This window comes from Teichococcus aestuarii (genome assembly GCF_003116135.1).
Classification (GTDB): Bacteria; Pseudomonadota; Alphaproteobacteria; order Acetobacterales; family Acetobacteraceae; genus Pseudoroseomonas; species Pseudoroseomonas aestuarii.
Map to the genome: position 1 here is coordinate 47703 of NZ_PDOA01000011.1, position 18691 is coordinate 66393.

The window sequence follows — 18691 nt, forward strand, 5'->3', positions numbered from 1 at the left end:
GAGAATTTGCGCCGCGAGTCCTCCGGCCCAGGGTTCCCCATCTCCCCGCATCCGGCCATATCGGGAAGTCATGGAGCAGAACGCCTTTCCCGACGCCCCGCCCTTGCCCCAGCGCGAGGCCGCGCTTTTCCTCGACCTCGACGGCACGCTGATCGAGATCGCCCCGCGCCCGGACGCCGTGGTGGTGCCGCCGCACCTCCCCGCCCTGCTGGCGCGCCTCTCGGCCGGGCTGGGCGGGGCGGTCGCCATCGTCACCGGCCGCGGCCTGGAGGTGGCGCGCGGCCTGACCCAGGCGCCGCCCATCGCCTTCGCCGCCGAGCATGGCACCATCATCGACGCCTCCGCCCTGCCGGGCGCCGCCATCCCGCCCATGCCGCTGCCGCCCTTCCCGCCCGAGGACTGGCGCGCGGCGGCGGAAGCCTTCGCCGAGGCCCGCCCCGGCCTGCTGCTGGAGGAGAAGAAGCACGGCTTCGTGCTGCATTTCCGCGCCGTGCCGGAGCGCGGCAAGGAAGCCGCCGCCTTCCTGCGCGGCCTCGCCGAGGGCACCGACTTCCAGGTGCTGCCCGCCCATGCCGCCGCCGAGCTGCGGCCGCGCGCCACCGACAAGGGCGTGGCCGTCTCCTGGCTGATGCGCCACGCGCCCTTCGCCGGACGCACCCCCATCTTCATCGGCGACGACGTGACCGACGAGTTCGGCATCGAGGCCTGCCGCGCGCTGGGCGGCACCGGCTACCGCATCCCGCGCGACTTCGCCGGCCCCGCCGCGGTGCTGGCCTGGCTGGACCGCATCGCCGCCCGGCTGCCGGCATGAGCCAGCCCCTCGACCTCGCGCCCGTCGGCAACGGCATCATCGCCGGGCTGTTCGACCGGCAGGGCCGCTGCTCCTGGCTCTGCTGGCCGCGCTTCGATGGCGACCCGATCTTCTCGGCCCTGCTCGGCGGCGCGGAGCCGCAGGACGGGTTCATGGAATGCGAGCTGATCGGGCTCACCAAGACCCGCCAGACCTACCGCCGCAACACGGCGGTGCTGGAGACCGAGCTGGAGGACGAGCATGGCGGGCGGCTGCGCATCATCGACGCCGCGCCGCGCTTCCGCCGCTTCGGCCGCAGCTTCCGCCCGCCCATGCTGGTGCGGCGGATCGAGCCGCTCTCCGGCCAGCCGCTGATCCGGCTGCGCATCCGCCCGCGCGCCCATTGGGGGCGGGACAAGCCGGTGCGCCGCTCCGGCTCCAACCACCTGCGCTACTTCACCGACGACGCGGCGCTGCGCGTCACCACCGACGCGCCACTGGCCTGCCTGGCCGAGGAGGCGCCCTTCCTGCTCGACCAGCCCGTCACCCTCATCCTCGGCCCGGACGAGACGGTGCCGGAGGGGGCGGAGGCGATCGGCCAGGAGTTCATCCGCGAGACGGAGAATTACTGGCTGGACTGGACGCGCGGCCTGCACCTGCCCTTCGAGTGGCAGGAGGCGGTGATCCGCGCCGCCATCACGCTGAAGCTCTGCACCTTCGAGGAGACGGGCGCGGTGGTGGCGGCGCTCACCACCTCGATCCCCGAGGCGGCGGACACCGAGCGCAACTGGGACTACCGCTACTGCTGGCTGCGCGACGCGCTGTTCACCGTGCAGGCGCTGAACCGCCTCGGCACCACCCGGACGATGGAGGAGTACATCCGCTACGTCACCAACGTGGTGGCGATCTCCCCGGGCGGCGTGCTGAAACCCTGCTACCCCCTGGTGCCTTCCCTCCCCATGCCGGAACGCATCGAGGAAGCGCTGCCGGGCTTCCTGGGCATGGGTCCTGTCCGGGTCGGCAACCAGGCGGCCGAGCAGGTGCAGAACGACGTCTATGGCTCGGTCATCATGGCCGCGGCACAGATGTTCTTCGACCAGCGCCTGCCCCGCCCCGCCGGCGAGCCGCTGTTCCGCCTGCTGGAGAAGCTGGGCGAGCAGGCCGAGGCCCGCGCCCTGACGCCGGATGCCGGCATCTGGGAATACCGCGGGCGGGCGCGCATCCACACCTTCTCGGCGGCCATGTGCTGGGCGGGCATGGCGCGGCTGTCCGGCATCGCCAAGCATCTCGGGCTGCACGACCGGGCGGAGCGCTGGGCGAAATCGGCGCGCGAGCTGCACGCGGTGATCTGCGAGAAGGCCTTCCGGCCGCATCTCGGCAGCTTCGTCGAGAGCTTCGAGAGCGACGGGATGGACGCGGCGCTGCTGCTGCTGCCCGAGATCGGCTTCCTGCCGGCCACCGATCCGCGCTTCCTCGGCACGCTCGACATGATCGGGCGGCGGCTGATCCATGACGGATTTCTTTACCGTTACGATATGTCTGACGATTTCGGGAAACCTGAAACCGCCTTCCTCGTTTGTTCGTTCTGGTACGTGGACGCGCTCGCTGCCGCCGGCCGGACGGAGGAAGCGCGCGCCATGTTCGGGAGCATCCTGTCGTGCCGGAATCACCTGGGGCTACTCGCAGAGGACCTGGACCCGAAAAGGAATCAGCTCTGGGGGAACTTTCCTCAGACCTATTCCCATGTTGGCCTGATTCTGTCGGCGATGCGTTTGAGCCGTTCGTGGGAGCACGGTCTGTGGGGCGGGTAGTCGTCGTCTCCAACCGCGTGGCGGTGCCGCGGCGGGGGGAACCCTCGGCGGGCGGCCTGGCCGTGGCGCTGAAGGACGTGCTCAAGGCCAGCGGCGGGCTGTGGTTCGGCTGGAGCGGCGAGACCCGCAAGAACCCGACCCTGGAGCCCCGCCAGGTCCGAGCGGGCGGCATCGATTACGCCACGATCGACCTGTCGGACGAGGACCACAAGGGCTTCTACGCCGGCTACTCCAACAACACCCTCTGGCCGCTGTTCCACTTCCGCCTCGGGCTGATGGAGTACGACCGGGCGGAGGCCGCCTCCTACCGGAAGGTGAACCGGGATTTCGCGCAGGCGCTGCTCCCGCTGCTCGGCCCCGAGGACACCGTCTGGATCCATGACTACCAGATGATCCCCATGGCGGCGGAGCTGCGGGCGCTGGGCGCCCAGCAGCGCATCGGCTTCTTCCTGCACATCCCCTTCCCACCCTTCGCGGTGCTCTCGGCGCTTCCCGACGCCGAGCGGCTGCTGCGCGACCTGCTGGCCTACGACCTGGTGGGGGTGCAGACCAAGCGTGACCTGGCGGGCATGATCAACTGCTTCCAGGATGGCCTTGGCCTGACGCCCGACGCCACCGGCGGCGTGCGCGGCGAGGTGGCCGGCCAGATGCGCCGCGCCCAGCTCTCCGCCCACCCGATCGGCATCGATACGCGCGGCTTCGCCACACTCGCGCGCAAGGCCGCCTACGGCCCCGAGACGCAGCGCCTGACCGCCAGCATGGGCGACCGCGCGCTGATCGTCGGCGCCGAGCGGCTGGACTACACCAAGGGCCTGCCGCACCGGATGCGCGGCTTCGCCGCCCTGCTGGCCAACTTCCCCGAGCATCTGAACAAGGTGACCTACCTGCAGGTGGCGGCGCGCAGCCGCAACGAGGTGGCCAGCTACCGCAACCTGCGCCGCGAGCTGGACTCGCTCGCTGGCCGCATCAATGGCGACTACGCCGAGTTCGACTGGACGCCGGTGCGCTATGTGGCCCGCGCGGTGGCGCGGGACACGCTGGCGGGGTTCTACCGCGCCGCCCGTGTCGGCCTCGTCACCCCGCTGCGCGACGGCATGAACCTGGTGGCCAAGGAATACGTGGCGGCGCAGGACCCCGAGGATCCTGGCGTGCTGGTGCTCTCCAGCTTCGCCGGCGCCGCCGAGACCATGGAAGGCGCGCTGCTGGTCAACCCGCTGGATGCCGAGGCGATGGGCGAGACGCTGGACAAGGCGTTGAAGATGCCGCTGCCCGAGCGCCGCGAGCGCTGGGAGAACATGATGCGCGGCCTGGAGGAGCAGACCGCCACCCGCTGGGCGGAGAGCTTCCTGGCCGAGCTGGAGGAACTCCCCCTGCCCGAGCAGGACCTCCTCTGGGCCGCCCCCACCCGCAGCTGACGGGCAGAGAAAAGACGGGCGGGAAAAAGCAAGGGTGCAGGGGAATTCCTTCCCCTGGCCTTTTCCGTTTCTACTCCCGCATCCCCCTGATCTCCGCCTCGATCTCCGCGCTGTCCAGATCCCACCGCGCCGGCCGCTCGACCGCTTCCGCGAGCTGCTGCTTGTAGAGTGCGCGGGGGATCTCGGCCGCCCCGAACTGCGCGAGGTGCCCGGTGATGAACTGGGTGTCCAGCAGGGTGAACCCTCCCAGCCGCAGCCGCGCCACCAGGTGCACCAGCGCCACCTTCGAGGCGTCCCGCGCGCGGCTGAACATGCTCTCGCCGAAGAAGGCGCCGCCCAGCGAGACGCCGTAGAGGCCGCCCACCAGCTCGCCCTCCTGCCAGGTCTCCACCGAATGGCCATGTCCCATGCGGTGGAGATCGTTGAACAGCCGCTCGATCTCGGGGTTGATCCAGCTGTCCTCCCGCCCCGGGGCGGGGGCGGCGCAGGCGGCGATGACCTGGGCGAAGGCGGTGTCCGCCGTCACGGTGTAGGGGCCGGAGAGCACGGTGCGGCGCAGCCGGCGGGACAGGTGGAAGCCCTCCAGCGGCAGGACTCCGCGCAGCTCCGGGTCCAGCCAGTAGAGGCGGTTGCCGGCGCGCGATTCCGCCATGGGAAAGAGGCCGGCGCGGTAGGCGCGCAGCAGGAGGTCGGGGGTGATTTCCACCAGGTGGCGGGACATGGCGCCCATCATGACGCCGCCGGGGGCCGGAGGCCAGCCTGCGGCATGGCCGCGGGCCTCAGCGCGGTAGGCGGGCCATGATGCGCTCGGCGAGGGCCGGATAGTCCTCGTCGAAATGGTGGCCGCCCTTGATGCGGATGCGCTGGGCCGGCGTGCCCTGGAAGGCGTTGCAGGCCGTCTCCGCCTCCTCCTCCGAGCCATAAACGCATTGCACCAGGGCGGGCGGCAGGCCGGGGATCTCCGGCGCGGTGGGCAGCGCGCTGGGGCGGGAGAGGCCGATGAAATCCCCCACCTTGATCTCGAAGGCCGCCTCCTTCGCGAAGGCCAGCAGGCTGATCAGCACCACCCTCTCCTTGTTCTCCGCCGCCATGCGGTTCCAGGCGAAGGGCATGACGTCGGCGCCGAAGGAGTAGCCGATCAGCGCCACGCGCGGCGTCTCCCAGCGGGCGGCGTAGAGGGCGATGACGCGGTCCAGCTCCGCCGCCACCTCCTCCGGCGAGCGGCGCTTCCAGAACCAGTTCAGGCAGTCGAAGCCGAGCACGGGGATGCCCCGATCCCGCATGTGGCGGCCGATCTGCCGGTCCAGGTCGCGCCAGCCGCCATCGCCGGAGAGGATGATGGCGAAGATGTCGCCCTGCTTCTGGCGCGGCGGCATCTCCACCAGCCAGGCGGCGGTGTCGCGCCGCGGCGCCGCCGCGCGGGCGGCGGGGGGCAGGGCCAGGGCGCCGGCCAGGCCGGCCAGGAGCGGACGCCGCTGCATGCTCATTTCCCGATCACCCCGCGCAGCCCGCCCGATTGCAGGGCGGCGACATCGGCCAGCACCACCCAGGGGTCCAGCCCACCGGGGGCGCAGAGGTAGCGCGGCTCCCACACCGGCTCGAACTTCTCCTTGAAGGCGCGCAGGCCGCGGAAATTGTAGAAGCGCTCGCCCCGGCGGAAGACCAGCCCGCCCAGCCGGTGCCAGACCGGCGCCAGACGGTGCGCGGCCAGGCCCGAGAGCGGCGCCATGCCGAGGTCGAAATAGGCGTGGCCGCTCTCCTTGGCGCGCAGGATCAGCTTCAGGAACAGGAAGTCCATCGTGCCGGGCGGGATCTCGGCGCGGTGGCGCATCAGGTCGATCGACATCTCGGCGGTGTGGCCGGGCGTCTCCAGCAGGGTGGCGAAGGCGATGATGGCGCCCTGCGGGTCCCGCACCACCGCCACCGGCTGCGCCGCCACATAGGCCGGCTCGAAGGCGCCGAGGGAGAAGGCCTTCTCCCGCGCATTGTGCTGCGCCAGCCATTCGCGGGAGACGGAGGACAGCTCGGCCATCGCCGCCGGCACCGCCTCGGGCGGCAGCACCGCGAAGGTGAGGCCCTCGCGCTCGGCGCGGTTCAGCGCGCTGCGCAGCGGCTGGCGGGACTTGCCGGTCAGGCTGAAGCTCTCCAGCGGCACGCGCGCCGCCTCGCCCAGCTTCAGCGGCCGCAGCCCGGCATCGATGTAGAGCGGCAGGTTCTCCGGCCGCACCTGATAGAAGGCGGCGCGCCCGCCCTGGGCATCGGCCATCTCGACGAAGCGCCAGACAAGGTCGATCCGCCGCGCCTTCGGCCCCACCGGGTCGTAGAGCGCGATCCAGGAGCGGCCGCGCCGGCCATACATGATGAAGGCATCGCCCTGCTCGGCGAAGAGCAGCGCCTTGTCGCCCATCCGCACCAGGTTGGCGTCCGCCCGCTCCTGCCGGGCAAGGATGGCGGTGGCGCGCTCCAGCTCCTCCGGCGTCGGCGGGTGGGTGGCGTGGCGCACGGGGCGCAGCAGCGCCCACAGCCCGGCGGCGAACAGCGCCAGCACCGCCCCCAGCGCCGCGCGCATGTTGCGCGGGGCGGAGGCGTCCAGCTCGAACTGCCACCAGAGCTGGCGGGAATACGCCACGTCCCGGTGGGCGAAGAACAGCAGCCAGGCGGCGGCGGCCACCACCCCCGCGGCGGCCAGCCACCAGCCGGGGGTGAAGCTCGGCGCCAGCATCCGCGCGCGGCGGTCGAACCGCTCGCGCGAGGCGAGGAGGGCGATGGCCAGCAGCGCGAGCAGCGCCAGCTCCAGCGCGCCGCCGCCGCGCGCCACCGAGAGCACAAGGCCGCCCAGCGCCAGGGCGAGCGCCAGCCACCAGGCGCCGTCCAGCCGATGTACCAGCCCATGCGCCACGAAGAGCAGCAGCAGCCCGCCGACGCTGGAGATCAGGTGGCTGGCCTCGAACAGCGGCAGCGGCAGGGCGGGGGCCAGCAGGCCGGGCATCTCACCGGCGGGGGGCGTGACGCCGCCCAGCAGCAGCCCGGCGCCGGCGGCGAAGGCGGTGGCGCCGAGGAAGCGCGGCATCAGCCGGGTGGCGGCGCGCACCGCGCGGGTGCCGCCCCGCAGCAGGTGCGCGCGCCGGCTGACCTCGAACCCGGCCAGCAGCAGCAGCGCCAGCCCCAGCGGCAGCGCGAAGTAGATGAGGCGGTAGAGCACCAGCGCGGCCGCCACCTGGTCCAGCGGCACGCCGGTGTCGCGGAAGGCGAGCAGCACCACCGCCTCGAACACGCCGATGCCGCCCGGCAGGTGGCTGGCGGCGCCGATGGCGATGGCCACGGCGTAGAGGGCAATGAAGAAGGGCAGGTCCACCGCGCCGGCCGGCAGCAGCAGCCACAGCACCGTGGCGGCGGCGCCGATATCGACCAGCGAGACCAGCCCCTGGAACAGCACCAGCCGCATGGGCGGCACCCGCAGCACGAAGCGCCCGAGGCGCAGCGCGCCGGGCCTGAGCCGCCCGAGCAGCGCCAGGCCGCCCATGGCGGCCAGGAACAGCAGGGCGACGCCACGCAGCAGCACGGGCGGCAGGCCCGACCAGTCATCGACCGATTCGGCGGTGATCAGCAGCCCGAGCGCGCCGACGGCGAACAGACCCAGCACGAAGCTGGCGGTGACGAAGACCAGCAGCCGGGCGATGCGCTCGGGCTTCAGCCCGGCGGCGGCGTAGATGCGCCAGCGCACGGCGGCGCCGGTGAAGGCCCCCACCCCCACCGTGTTGCTGAGCGCGAAGCCGCAGAAGGCCGCGAGCGCGGCGATGCGCGGCGGCACCGCCCCCGGCGCCACATGCCGCAGCGCCGAGAGGTCATAGCCCAGCATGGCGACGAAGCTGAGCGCCGTGGCCGCCACCGCCGCCAGCAGCACCCAGGGGCTCTGCGCCGAGAGGCTGGCCACCACGGCCGCGTAGTCCAGCTCGCGCGAGAGGCCATGCAGCGCGAACAGCGCCAGCGCCGCCATCAGGGCGCCACCGCCCAGCAGCAGCCAGGGGTGCAGAACGGCCCATCGCCAGGCGGAACGGGCCTCGGGGGGCATGGCCTCGCTCTGCTGCGGCGTCGCGGGCGGGGGGACGGAAATCGGGCCGTTCATCGACATTCCCGGAGGCGTGAGGCGGGCGGTCCTGTCCTGGTTAACGGCAGGAAGGCGCGCAGGCTGCGTCCCGGGCATAGCCAAAAGATGAAGGGAAAGGGGCAACCCGCCTTTTTCGCGGTGCCGGCCGCCTTCCTGCCGCCCCGGGGCGCGGGACAGCGGGGGGGGGGGGCGGCGCCCTGTCGAAGCGCCGCCGGTATTCATCGACGCGGCCTCGGCCGCACGGACTTTTCCTGACGCGGCCTCAGCCGCGCAGGCCGACGAAGCGCTCCAGCCAGTGGATGGTGTAGTCGCCCGACTGGAACTGCGCGTCGTCCATGATGCGCTGGTGCAGCGGCAGCGTGGTCTTGATGCCGTCCACCACCATCTCGGAGAGGGCGCGGCGCATCCGCGCGATGGCCTCGGCGCGCGTCTTGCCGTGCACCACCAGCTTGGCCACCAGGCTGTCGTAGTGCGGCGGCACGGCGTAGCCGGAGTAGAGGGCGCTATCCACCCGCACCCCCAGCCCGCCCGGCGCGTGGTAGGTGTTCACCCGGCCGGGCGAGGGCGCGAAGCTCTCCGGGTCCTCGGCGGTGATGCGGCATTCGATGGCGTGGCCGCTGAAGGTGATGTCCTCCTGCGTGTAGCCCAGCCGCTCGCCGGCGGCGACGCGGAGCTGCTCCTTCACCAGGTCCACGCCGCAGACCATCTCCGTCACCGGATGCTCCACCTGCAGGCGGGTGTTCATCTCGATGAAGCTGAACTGGCCGTCCTGCCACAGGAATTCCAGCGTGCCGGCGTTGCGGTAGCCGAGCTTCGAGAGGCCCTGCGTCACCTGCGCGCCGATCGCCGCGCGCTCGTCCGGCGTCAGCGCGGGCGAGCCGGCCTCCTCCACCAGCTTCTGGTGGCGGCGCTGGAGGGAGCAGTCGCGCTCGCCGAAATGCACCACGTTGCCGTACATGTCGGCCATCACCTGCAGCTCGATGTGCCGCGGCCGGTCGAGATACTTCTCCATGTAGACGGCGTCGTTGCCGAAGGCGGCCTTGGCCTCGGTGCGGGCGACGCGCCAGGCCTCCTCCAGCTCCTCGGCGGAGTGGGCCACCTTCATGCCGCGCCCGCCGCCGCCGGCGGCGGCCTTGATCAGCACGGGGTACTTGATGGCCTCGGCCACCGCCTGGGCTTCCTCCAGGCTGGCCAGCTCGCCGTCGCTGCCCGGCACCAGCGGCACGCCGAGCGACTGCATCGCCTGCTTGGCGGCGATCTTGTCGCCCATCATGCGGATGTGCTCGGCGGTGGGGCCGATGAAGGCGAAGCCGTGCGCCTCCACCATCTCGGCGAAGGAGGCGTTCTCGGAGAGGAAGCCATAGCCGGGGTGGATGGCGTCCGCCCCCGTGATGCTGGCCGCCGAGAGGATGGCCGCGACGTTGAGGTAGCTGTCCCGCGCCGCCGGCGGGCCGATGCAGACGCTCTCATCGGCCAGCCGCACATGCATGGCGGTGGCATCGGCGGTGGAATGCACCGCCACGGTGCGGATGCCCATTTCCTGGCAGGCGCGGTGGACGCGCAGCGCGATCTCGCCCCGGTTGGCGATCAGCACCTTCTTGAACATCCCGGGCTTGAACATCACGGGGTGCCTTTACTCGACCACCATCAGCGGCTCGCCATACTCGACCGGCGTGCCGCTCTCCAGCAGGATGCGCGTCACGGTGCCGGCCTTGGGGGCCTTGATCTGGTTGAAGGTCTTCATCGCCTCGATCAGCAGCAGGGTCTGCCCCGCCGCCACGCGGGCGCCGAGCTGCACGAAGGGCGCCGCGCCCGGCTCGGGCGAGAGATAGGCGACACCCACCATCGGCGAGGTGACGGCGCCCGGCGTGCTGGCGGTGATCTCGGCCGCGGCGGGGGCGGCCGCGGGAACGGCCACGGCCGGCGCGGCGGCGGCCGCCACCGGGGCAGGCGCCGCCACCGCCACCTGCGCCACGGTCACGCTGCGGGTGACGCGCAGGCGGCTCTCGCCGTCGGCCAGCTCGATCTCGCTCAGATCCGTCTCGCGCAGGATCTGCGCCAGCGCCCGGATCGCCTCCGGGGTGAAGGAAATGCCGCTCATGACGTTCTCGGGGAGCCTCTTTCTCTGCCGTTGCCCTGGCGCCGCGTCAGTCCTGCTCGGACTGGGCCAGGATGCCGGCGATGCCGCGCAGCGCCAGCGCGTAGCCATGCGGCCCGAGGCCGCAGATCACGCCCTGTGCCGCGCGCGACACGTAGGACAGGTGCCGGAAGGATTCCCGGCGATGAATGTTGCTCAGATGCACCTCGACCACCGGCAGGTCGGAGGCCAGCAGGGCATCCATCAGCGCGACCGAGGTGTGGGAATAGCCGGCGGGGTTGATGATGATGCCCGCCGCGTGGTTGCGCGCCTCCTGCACCCAGGAGATCAGCTCGCCCTCCACGTTGCTCTGGCGGAAGTCGATCGCGAGGTCCAGCGCGTCCGCCGTCTCGGCGCAGAGCGCCTCGATGTCGTCCAGCGTCTCGGCCCCGTAGATCTCCGGCTGGCGGGTGCCGAGCAGGTTCAGGTTGGGACCGTTCAGAACAAAGATCAGCGGCGGGTTCACGTGCGGCTTCCGTCCGGTGCGGTGCGGCGGCGCCTAACACGAGGGGTCCGAACACCGCAAGCATCCGGTTTCCGCCCGGGCGGCGGCGCGGTCAAGCCCCGTTACGCCGCGATACGCGCGGCCGGGGCGGGCCGGCCGGCGAGGAACGGGCCGGGGGCCGCGCCGGGCGTCGCCCGCGCCCGCCCCCGGCGGCGGCCCTCAGGCGGCCATGGCGGCGCAGCTCTCGGCGCAGCTGCGGCAGGCCGCCACGCATTCCTCCATGCCGCCCACGCGCTCGCAGTCATCGGCGCATTCGCGGCAGATCTCGGCGCATTCCCGGCAGGTGTGGCGGTGGTGCGGCGTGCCCAGCAGCATGAAATGCGCCGAGGTGCGGCAGATCTCGGCGCAGGCCAGCATCAGCCGCGCATGCGCCGGCTCGGTGTGCGGGCCGCCCGCCTCCAGGCAATGGCCGGAGAAGCTGGACAGGCAGATGCTGTAGCAGCGGAGGCAGTTCTCGATGCAGGCCCGCATCTCGGGCGAGAGGTGATGGCTCATGCTGGTCTCCTCGGCTCCGGGTTGTCTGCGGGGCAACCGGTGGCGGCGGCGCGGGTTGCGCCGCCGCCGGGCCGCCGGCCTCACACCGAGCGGAGGGCGTGCAGGAACTGGAAGTGCCGGTCGTACTGGGCCAGCACGTCCTGGATCAGCTCCTCCCGCGTCAGGCCCATCACGTCGTAATCCTGGCTGCCATCCTCCAGGAACACCTCGGCACGCCAGTAATGCTCGCGCGGCGCCACATCCGGGCCGCTCTCGAAGTAGGAGAAGCTCGGCATGGCGTAGCGGCGCAGGCGCAGCCCGTAGTGGAACTCCTCCGGCGCGCCGGGCATCGAGACCAGGCGCAGCCGGCCCTCGCGCGCCTCCAGCTCGGCCGAGAGGCCGCGCCCGCGCAGCTCCTCCGCCACCGCCCGCAGCGCCGGCGCCGCCACCTCGTCGAGGAAGCGCGCGACCTCCGCCTGGCTGGGGTGGGAGAGGATGCCCTGCAGCTGGCGCTGCCAGGAGCGGCCCTGGCGCGGCGGCAGGTTCTGCGCCAGCGCGTCCTGCCGCAGCCCCTCGCGCTGCAGGCCGCGCAGCAGCCCGTAGCAGATCAGCAGCATCACCACCGCGAAGGGCAGCGCGCTGGCGATGGCGGCCGTCTGCAACGCCCGCAGCCCCTCGCCCGATGCCAGCAGCACGGCCGCGATGACGCCCGAAGAGACCGCCCAGAAGATGCGCTGCCACAGCGGCACATCCGTCCGCCCGCCGGCGGTGATGGTGCTGACCACCAGCGCCGCGCTGTCGGCCGAGGTGATGAAGAAGGTGACGATCAGCACCATCGCCAGCCAGGAGGAGAGGGTGGCCAGCGGGAACTGCTCGAGGAAGACGAACAGCGCCAGCGTCACGTCGTTCTGCACGGCGGTGGAGACGGCGGTGGTGACGCCGTTCAGGTGCAGCCAGAGGGCGCTGTCGCCGAACACGGTCATCCAGGCGAAGGTGAAGCCGGTGGGCACCAGCAGCACGCCGAGGACGAATTCCCGGATGGTGCGGCCGCGCGAGATGCGGGCGATGAACATGCCGACGAAGGGCGACCAGGCGATCCACCAGCCCCAGTAGAACAGCGTCCAGTCGCCCAGCCAGCTGTTCGGGTCATAGGCGTACATGTGGAAGGTGCGCAGCGCGAACTGGTCGATATAGCCGCCCAGGTTCTGCACGAAGGTGCGCAGCAGGAAGGTGGTGGGCCCGACCACGAAGACGAACAGCATCAGCGCCGCCGCCATGATCAGGTTGCCGTTGGAGAGCAGCTTGATGCCCTTGTCGAGCCCGGAGGCGACCGACAGCGTGGCCAGCGCCGTGATGCCGGCGATGAGCAGCACCTGCACGCCGAACCCCACCGGCACGCCCAGCACGTGCGACAGCCCGGCATTCACCTGCAGGGCGCCGAGGCCGAGCGAGGTGGCGACGCCGAACATGGTGCCGATCACCGCGAAGATGTCCACCGCATGGCCGATGGGGCCGTGGATGCGGTCGCCCACCAGCGGGTAGAGGGCGGAGCGGACGGTCAGCGGCAGGCCGTGGCGGAAGCTGAAATAGGCCAGCGCCAGCCCGACCACCGCGTAGATGGCCCAGGCGTGCAGCCCCCAGTGGAAGTAGCTCAGCCGCATGGCGGCGCGGGCGGCGGCGATGGTGGCGGGCTCGCCCTCCGGCGGCGCCATGAAGTGCGTCACCGGCTCGGCCACGCCGAAGAACACCAGCCCGATGCCCATGCCGGCGCTGAACAGCATGGCGAACCAGCTGGCATAGCTGAAATCCGGCTCGGAATGGTTCGGCCCCAGCCGCACCAGGCCGTGGCGGCTGATGGCGAGATAGATGACGAACAGCAGGAACACCGCCACCGTCAGCAGGTAGAACCAGCCCAGATCGGCGGTGATCCAGCCCTGCACCGCCCCGAAGGTGGCGCCGGCGGCATCCGGCGCCAGCGCACCGAACAGGACGAAAGCAAGGGTCAGCGCGGCCGAGCCGATGAAGACAACGGGCTGCAGGCTGCGCTGACCCGGGGCGGCCTGCGGGCGTTGTGGGTGCGGTTCTGGCACGGGCGGGTCTCCTCGGCGGTCACGACAGCGAAGGGCGCCGGGCCGCGCGTGCCCGGCCGCTCCATACGCATACTAGGAATTTGACGAAAAGTTACAGCGCCGCTGGAAAAACCTGCTCCTCCCGGCCCGGCACGCCAGCCCTGCCGCGCCACGCCCGCAACGCCTGACCCGCGACACCTTGCCCGCCACACCTTGCCCGCAACACTTCGTATGGCTGGTGGCACACCGGCGCGGGATGACACGGGGCACGCCGCTTTCTAGTTTGCGCCGCAGCGCAAGCCGCGGAGAATGAAGGGGGCCGTCATGACCCATGCCGCCAGGACCGGCCTGAAAGCCATCGCCACATCCATGTTCGTGCTGGCCATGCTGGCCGCCTGCAGCCCGAGCTACTCGCCCGATACCTATGCCAGCCGCGCCGTGCAGCAGGCCAACAAGGTGGAGCAGGGCGTGGTGGTCGGCCGCCGGCAGATCGAGATCTCGGCCGATGGCACCACCGGCGCCGTGACCGGCGCGGCCGCCGGCGGCGTGGTCGGCACGCGGGTGGGCGGCGGCGACATCACCTCCGCCTTCGCCGGCATCGGCGGCGGGCTGCTGGGCGGGCTGCTCGGCACGGCGGTGGAGAAGGGCGTCGGCTCCTCGCCCGGCTTCGAGTATGTCGTGCGCAAGCCGAATGGCGAGCTGGTCTCGGTGACGCAGCGGGACGAGACGCCGCTGGCCATCGGGCAGAAGGTGCTGGTGATCGCCGGCGCCCAGGCGCGCATCGTGCCCGACTACACCGTGCCGAACGAGAGCCCGCCCGGCCCCGCCCCCACCGCGGACGGCACGGTGCCGCCCGCCCCGGCCGCCGCCGATTCGCCGGCCGCGCCCGCCACGGCGCCGCTCCCCGCCGCGCCCCTGCCGGCGGCCCCGGCGCAGGAGAGCCTGCCGCCGCCCCAGCAGGCGCCTGCCGAGGCGCCCGCCGAGGCACCCGCCCCCGCTCCCCTTCCCGCTCCGGCCACCCTGCCGGCGCGGCCGGAGCTGCCGGGTGTGCCGCAGCTGGCCATCTGAGCCGCGCCGGGCCGCAAAGACGGCGGGCGATGCCCCGCCCCCCCTTTCCCCCGGCGCCGCGCCGCGCCACATTCCGCGGCATGGCGGACAGCATCGAGATCACCATCAACGGGGAGACCCGTTTCATCCAGCGGGACGCGACCATCGCGGACCTGCTGGGCACGCTCAGCCTGGACACGCGCAAGGTGGCGGTGGAACGGAACCTGGAGATCGTGCCCCGTTCCGCCTATGCCGCGACCCCCCTGGCCGCGGGCGATACGCTGGAAATCGTGCACTTCATTGGCGGGGGCTGAGTCCATGGACGGCTACCAGAACCAGACCGAGGATTCCTGGGAGGTCGCGGGCCGCCGCTTCCACTCGCGCCTCGTGGTTGGCACCGGGCGGTACAAGTCGCTCGAGGAGACGGCGGCGGCCATCGAGGCCAGCGGCGCCGAGATGGTGACGGTGGCGGTGCGCCGGGTGAACCTGGCCGACCGCAACGCGCCCATGCTGCAGGATTTCGTCGATCCGAAGCGCTACACCTACCTGCCCAACACGGCGGGCTGCCACACGGCGCAGGAGGCGGTGCGCACCCTGCGCCTCGCCCGCGAGGCCGGCGGCTGGAACCTGGTGAAGCTGGAGGTGCTGGGACCGCCGCCCTTCCTCTACCCAGACATGCCCGCCACCTTCGAGGCCGCCGCCGCCCTCATCCAGGACGGCTTCCAGGTGATGGTCTACTGCGCCGACGATCCGCTGGCGGCGAAGCGGCTGGAGGAGATGGGCTGCGTGGCGGTGATGCCGCTCGGCGCGCCGATCGGCTCCGGCCTCGGGCTCAGCAACCCCTTCATGCTGCGCTCCATCATCGAGCAGGCGAAGGTGCCGGTGCTGGTGGATGCCGGCATCGGCACCGCCAGCGAGGCGGCGCAGGCGATGGAGCTGGGCTGCGACGCGGTGCTGCTGAACTCCGCCATCGCCCATGCCAAGGACCCGGTGCGGATGGCGCGCGCCATGAAGGCGGGGGTGGAGGCCGGGCGGCACGCGCATCTCGCCGGCCGCATGCCCCGCAACTACGCCGCCGACGCCTCCAGCCCGCTCTCCGGGCTGATCCGGTGAGGCGGGCGGCGCTGCTGGCCGGGCTGGCCCTGGCCAGCCTGGCCCCGGCGCAGGCCCCGGCCCAGACCACCCAGCCCGGCATCGAGACGCGCTACGAGGAGCTGACCATCCCGCTCCAGGCGCTGCTCGACGATGGCTGGGAGATCGTGGACATGGCGGGCAATCTCGGCGGCATCGCCTACCTGCTCCGCAAGAAGGGCAAGTGGGTCACCTGCCAGCTGGTCAGCCGGCGCGAGGATACGCGCAGCCGCTGCATGGCGATGAACTAGAAAGCAATTGTTCTTTTTTGAAAAAAAGAACCAAAAAACTTTTGTCGGTTTGGCGTGGCGCTGACGGATAGCGGGACGCCAAACTGGAGAAGTCTTTCTGCTTCTTTTTCTTCAGAAAAAGAAGAATTCTTCCGTCAATGGGCGTCCCCGCCGCCGCCCGGGCCGGGGCGGCGCAGGAACAGCACCAGCGGCAGCGAGGCCAGGAAGCAGAATGCCATGGCCAGGAGCGTGTCGTTGTAGGCCAGCACCAGCGCCTCCTGCGCCACCAGCGCCTTGATGCGCGCCAACGCCGCCACGTCCGCCGCCGCCTCGCCCAGCCGCCCCGCATAGGCGCCGGCCAGCGTGTCCTGGTAGGCGAGCACCCCCTCCCGCGCCCAGTTCACCTGCTCGGAGAGGTGCAGCCGGTGCAGGTAGGAGCGGTCCGTCGCCAGGGTGTTGATGGCGGCCAGCCCCACCGCGCCGCCCAGGTTGCGCATCAGGTTGTAGAGGCCGGAGGCACCCTTCAGCGCCGCGGGCGGGATGGTGCCGAGCGCCATCTGGTTGATCGGCGCCATGCACAGCATCATGGCCACGCCGCGCAGGCCGAGCGGGAAGGCCAGCTCCGGGAAGGCGCTCTGCGCCGTCAGCTGCGCCGTCTGGTGGAGCGACCAGAAGAACAGCACCAGCCCCGCCGCCAGCGGGATGCGCGGATCGAACCGCGCCAGCAGCCGGCCGACGACGGGGGCGGCCAGGAACATGCACAGGCCGGTGATGAACATCACCTCGCCGATCTGCATGGAGTTGTAGCCGCGCACCCGGCCCAGGAAGAGCGGGATCAGGTAGACCGCGCCATACAGCCCGATGCCCATGGTGAAGCTGAGGATGCAGCCCAGGGTGAAGTTGCGGTTGGTGAAGGCGCGCAGGTCGACGATCGGCTCCTCGCGCGAGAGCGCCCGCCAGAAGAACAGCACGCCCGAGACGGCGCAGACCGCCGCTAGGTTGCGCACCATCTCGTCCGCCAGCCAGTCCCAGCGCGGGCCTTCCTCCATGACGTATTCCAGGCTGCCCAGGAACAGCGCCATGAACAGCAGGCCCCACCAGTCGAACCGCGCCAGCAGCGAGGGGTCGGGGCGGTCGATGTCCACCGTGTTCCACACCACCAGGGCGATGGCGGCGCCGATCGGCACGTTGATCAGGAACAGCCAGTGCCAGGAGAAGGCCTGGGTCAGCCAGCCGCCGAGCGTCGGGCCGATGGTCGGCGCCAGCGTCGCGGTGAGGCCGATGATGACCATGGCCGAGGCCCGTTTGGCGCCAGGGAACAGCAGGAAGCTGGCGGCGAACACCGTCGGGATCATGGCGCCGCCGATGAAGCCCTGCATCGCGCGGAAGGCCACCATGGCGCCGAGGTTGGAGGCCATGGCGCAGGCCAGCGAGAACAGGGTGAAGCCGCCGGCCGAGAGGGTGAACAGCACCCGGGTGGAGAGCAGCCGGGACAGGAAGCCCGAGAGCGGGATCATGACGATCTCCGCGATCAGATAGCTGGTCTGCACCCAGCTCGCCTCGTCCGGGCTGGCGGCGAGGCCGGCCTGGATCTCGGCGATGGAGGCGGAGACGATCTGGATGTCCAGGATCGCCATGAACATGCCGAACACCATGGCCATGAAGCCGATGCGGGCGCGCGGCGTCAGCGCCACGGGCTGCGGCGCGGCGGTGGAGGCGCTCACCGTGGCGCCCTCCCTTCCCTTACTTCAGCCCGAGCGTGGCGGCGGCGGCCGAGAACAGGCCGCGCGGCGCGTGCGGGTCGGCGCGCATGTCCACCTCGGCCACCACCGAGAGGCCGGGGCGCAGCCGCGCCAGCAGCGCCGGGTCCTGCCCCGGCTCCAGCACCAGCTTCACCGGCACGCGCTGGACGATCTTGGTGAAGTTGCCGGTGGCGTTCTCCGGCGGCAGCAGGCTGAACTGGCTGCCGGTGGCGGGGGCGAAGCTGTCCACATGCCCGTGCAGCGCGTGGCCAGACAAGGCATCCACCGCCAGCTCCACCGGCTGGCCGGGGCGCATGCCGGCGAGCTGCGTCTCCTTGAAATTGGCCGTGACATAGAGCGTCTCTGGCAGCGGCGAGACGGCGATGAGCTGCTGCCCGGGCCGCACATGCTGGCCGAGCCGCGCCGCGCGGTTGCCGGCGATGCCGTCGAAGGGTGCGCGCAGCTCGGTGTAGGAGAGGGTGTTCTCGGCCAGGCCCAGCGCGGCGCGCGCCTGCTCCCGCCGCGCCTCGGCCTGGGCGAGCTGGGCACGCTGCACCGGCACGGCGCGCTGGCGCACCAGCAGCTCCGCCTCGGCGGCGTGGCGGCTGGCATCGGCGGCGCGGAGTGCAGCCTCGGCCTTGCGCTGCCCTGCCAGCGCCTGCTCGGCCGACTGGCGGGAGGACCAGCCGCTGCCGGCCAGCGCCGCGGTGCGCCGTTGCTCGGATTCGGCCCGCTCGCGCTCGGCCAGGGCGCTCTGCCGCTCGGCGGCGGCCTGCTCGATCTGCGCCTGGCTGGCATCCACCTGCGCCGCGAGCTGGGCCAGGGTCTCGCGCGCCGTGGTGACGGCGGCCTCGGCTTCGGCCAAGGCGGCGGCGGCCTGGTCGCGCTGCAGCCGGGCGTCGCGGTCGTCGAGGCGGATCAGCACCTCGCCCGCCTTCACCCGCTGGTTGTCGGCAATGAGGACCTCGGCCACCTCGGCCTCGATGCGCGGGCTGAGCACGACGATGTCGCCCTGCACATAGGCGTCGTCCGTCTCGGCCAGGAAGCGGCCCACCTGCCAGTACCAGCCGCCGCCCAGCACGGCGCCGGCCAGCACCACCAGCGGCAGCAGGCGCAGCAGCCAGCGGCGGCGGGAGCGGCGCGCGGGCGGCGGCCCGGCCGGGGTGGCGCGGGCAGCTTCGGCGGCGGGGGAGACGGGAGCGTTCATCGGGACAGCCTCGGAACTGAACGGT

The 18691-nt window shown here is 71.9% G+C and carries 17 protein-coding genes; 7 read left to right on the plus strand and 10 right to left on the minus strand.

Going from position 1 to position 18691, the window contains the following annotated elements:
* The first annotated feature begins 70 nt into the window (after positions 1–70).
* Genes otsB through CR165_RS15830 form a run of 3 tightly spaced genes read left to right on the plus strand, consistent with a single transcriptional unit; the run spans position 71 to position 4016 of the window.
* Positions 71–811, plus strand: a complete 741-nt coding sequence (otsB, locus tag CR165_RS15820; protein ID WP_109517922.1) for a trehalose-phosphatase — start codon at positions 71–73, stop codon at positions 809–811.
* Positions 808–2601, plus strand: coding sequence for a glycoside hydrolase family 15 protein (locus CR165_RS15825; protein ID WP_109517923.1), 1794 nt, complete (start codon positions 808–810; stop codon positions 2599–2601). Before otsB ends, CR165_RS15825 begins: the two co-directional genes overlap by 4 nt.
* On the plus strand, positions 2589–4016 hold the full coding sequence (locus tag CR165_RS15830; protein ID WP_109517924.1) for an alpha,alpha-trehalose-phosphate synthase (UDP-forming): 1428 nt from the start codon (positions 2589–2591) through the stop codon (positions 4014–4016). Before CR165_RS15825 ends, CR165_RS15830 begins: the two co-directional genes overlap by 13 nt.
* Before the next feature lie 70 nt (positions 4017–4086).
* On the opposite strand, the gene aat is transcribed toward CR165_RS15830, so the two are convergent.
* The 8 genes from aat to CR165_RS15870 all read right to left on the minus strand — a co-directional run bounded on the left by aat (position 4087) and on the right by CR165_RS15870 (position 13330).
* Positions 4087–4737 (minus strand): leucyl/phenylalanyl-tRNA--protein transferase, encoded by a 651-nt coding sequence (aat, locus tag CR165_RS15835; RefSeq protein WP_109517925.1) that lies wholly within the window; start codon positions 4735–4737, stop codon positions 4087–4089.
* 58 nt (positions 4738–4795) lie between these two features.
* Positions 4796–5497: a virulence factor family protein gene (locus tag CR165_RS15840; protein WP_109517926.1), complete on the minus strand. Its 702-nt coding sequence runs from the start codon at positions 5495–5497 to the stop codon at positions 4796–4798.
* Between the two features lie 2 nt (positions 5498–5499).
* Positions 5500–8142, minus strand: a complete 2643-nt coding sequence (gene mprF, locus CR165_RS15845; RefSeq protein ID WP_245906483.1) for a bifunctional lysylphosphatidylglycerol flippase/synthetase MprF — start codon at positions 8140–8142, stop codon at positions 5500–5502.
* A gap of 244 nt (positions 8143–8386) precedes the next feature.
* Entirely contained in the window at positions 8387–9730 is a 1344-nt protein-coding gene (gene accC, locus CR165_RS15850) for an acetyl-CoA carboxylase biotin carboxylase subunit (protein ID WP_109518027.1), read from the minus strand.
* A gap of 27 nt (positions 9731–9757) precedes the next feature.
* Complete coding sequence (gene accB / locus CR165_RS15855) at positions 9758–10225, minus strand: acetyl-CoA carboxylase biotin carboxyl carrier protein (RefSeq protein WP_109517928.1); 468 nt, start codon at positions 10223–10225, stop codon at positions 9758–9760.
* A 46-nt stretch (positions 10226–10271) separates the two neighbouring features.
* Complete coding sequence (gene aroQ, locus CR165_RS15860) at positions 10272–10727, minus strand: type II 3-dehydroquinate dehydratase (RefSeq protein ID WP_109517929.1); 456 nt, start codon at positions 10725–10727, stop codon at positions 10272–10274.
* Positions 10728–10925: 198 nt separating this feature from the next.
* Complete coding sequence (locus CR165_RS15865; protein WP_109517930.1) at positions 10926–11261, minus strand: four-helix bundle copper-binding protein; 336 nt, start codon at positions 11259–11261, stop codon at positions 10926–10928.
* Positions 11262–11341: 80 nt separating this feature from the next.
* A complete protein-coding gene (locus tag CR165_RS15870) occupies positions 11342–13330 on the minus strand; it encodes a BCCT family transporter (RefSeq protein WP_219929768.1) in 1989 nt (662 codons plus the stop codon).
* A 303-nt stretch (positions 13331–13633) separates the two neighbouring features.
* Here CR165_RS15870 and CR165_RS15875 point away from each other — a divergent pair, with 303 nt between their 5' ends.
* The 4 genes from CR165_RS15875 to CR165_RS15890 are packed head-to-tail and all read left to right on the plus strand — an operon-like array spanning position 13634 to position 15738.
* Positions 13634–14377 carry an outer membrane lipoprotein gene (locus tag CR165_RS15875; protein WP_109517931.1) on the plus strand — a complete coding sequence of 248 codons (744 nt, stop codon included), beginning with the start codon at positions 13634–13636 and terminating at the stop codon, positions 14375–14377.
* A gap of 29 nt (positions 14378–14406) precedes the next feature.
* Complete coding sequence (thiS, locus tag CR165_RS26285; protein ID WP_245906484.1) at positions 14407–14670, plus strand: sulfur carrier protein ThiS; 264 nt, start codon at positions 14407–14409, stop codon at positions 14668–14670.
* A gap of 4 nt (positions 14671–14674) precedes the next feature.
* A complete protein-coding gene (locus CR165_RS15885; protein ID WP_109517932.1) occupies positions 14675–15469 on the plus strand; it encodes a thiazole synthase in 795 nt (264 codons plus the stop codon).
* Complete coding sequence (locus CR165_RS15890) at positions 15466–15738, plus strand: hypothetical protein (protein ID WP_109517933.1); 273 nt, start codon at positions 15466–15468, stop codon at positions 15736–15738. Before CR165_RS15885 ends, CR165_RS15890 begins: the two co-directional genes overlap by 4 nt.
* A 134-nt stretch (positions 15739–15872) precedes the next feature.
* Here CR165_RS15890 and CR165_RS15895 read toward each other — a convergent pair whose 3' ends face one another.
* Both CR165_RS15895 and CR165_RS15900 read right to left on the minus strand, forming a co-directional pair.
* Positions 15873–17441 carry a DHA2 family efflux MFS transporter permease subunit gene (locus CR165_RS15895; protein WP_245906485.1) on the minus strand — a complete coding sequence of 523 codons (1569 nt, stop codon included), beginning with the start codon at positions 17439–17441 and terminating at the stop codon, positions 15873–15875.
* A 19-nt stretch (positions 17442–17460) separates the two neighbouring features.
* Positions 17461–18666 (minus strand): HlyD family secretion protein, encoded by a 1206-nt coding sequence (locus tag CR165_RS15900; protein WP_109517934.1) that lies wholly within the window; start codon positions 18664–18666, stop codon positions 17461–17463.
* Positions 18667–18691 lie beyond the last annotated feature (25 nt).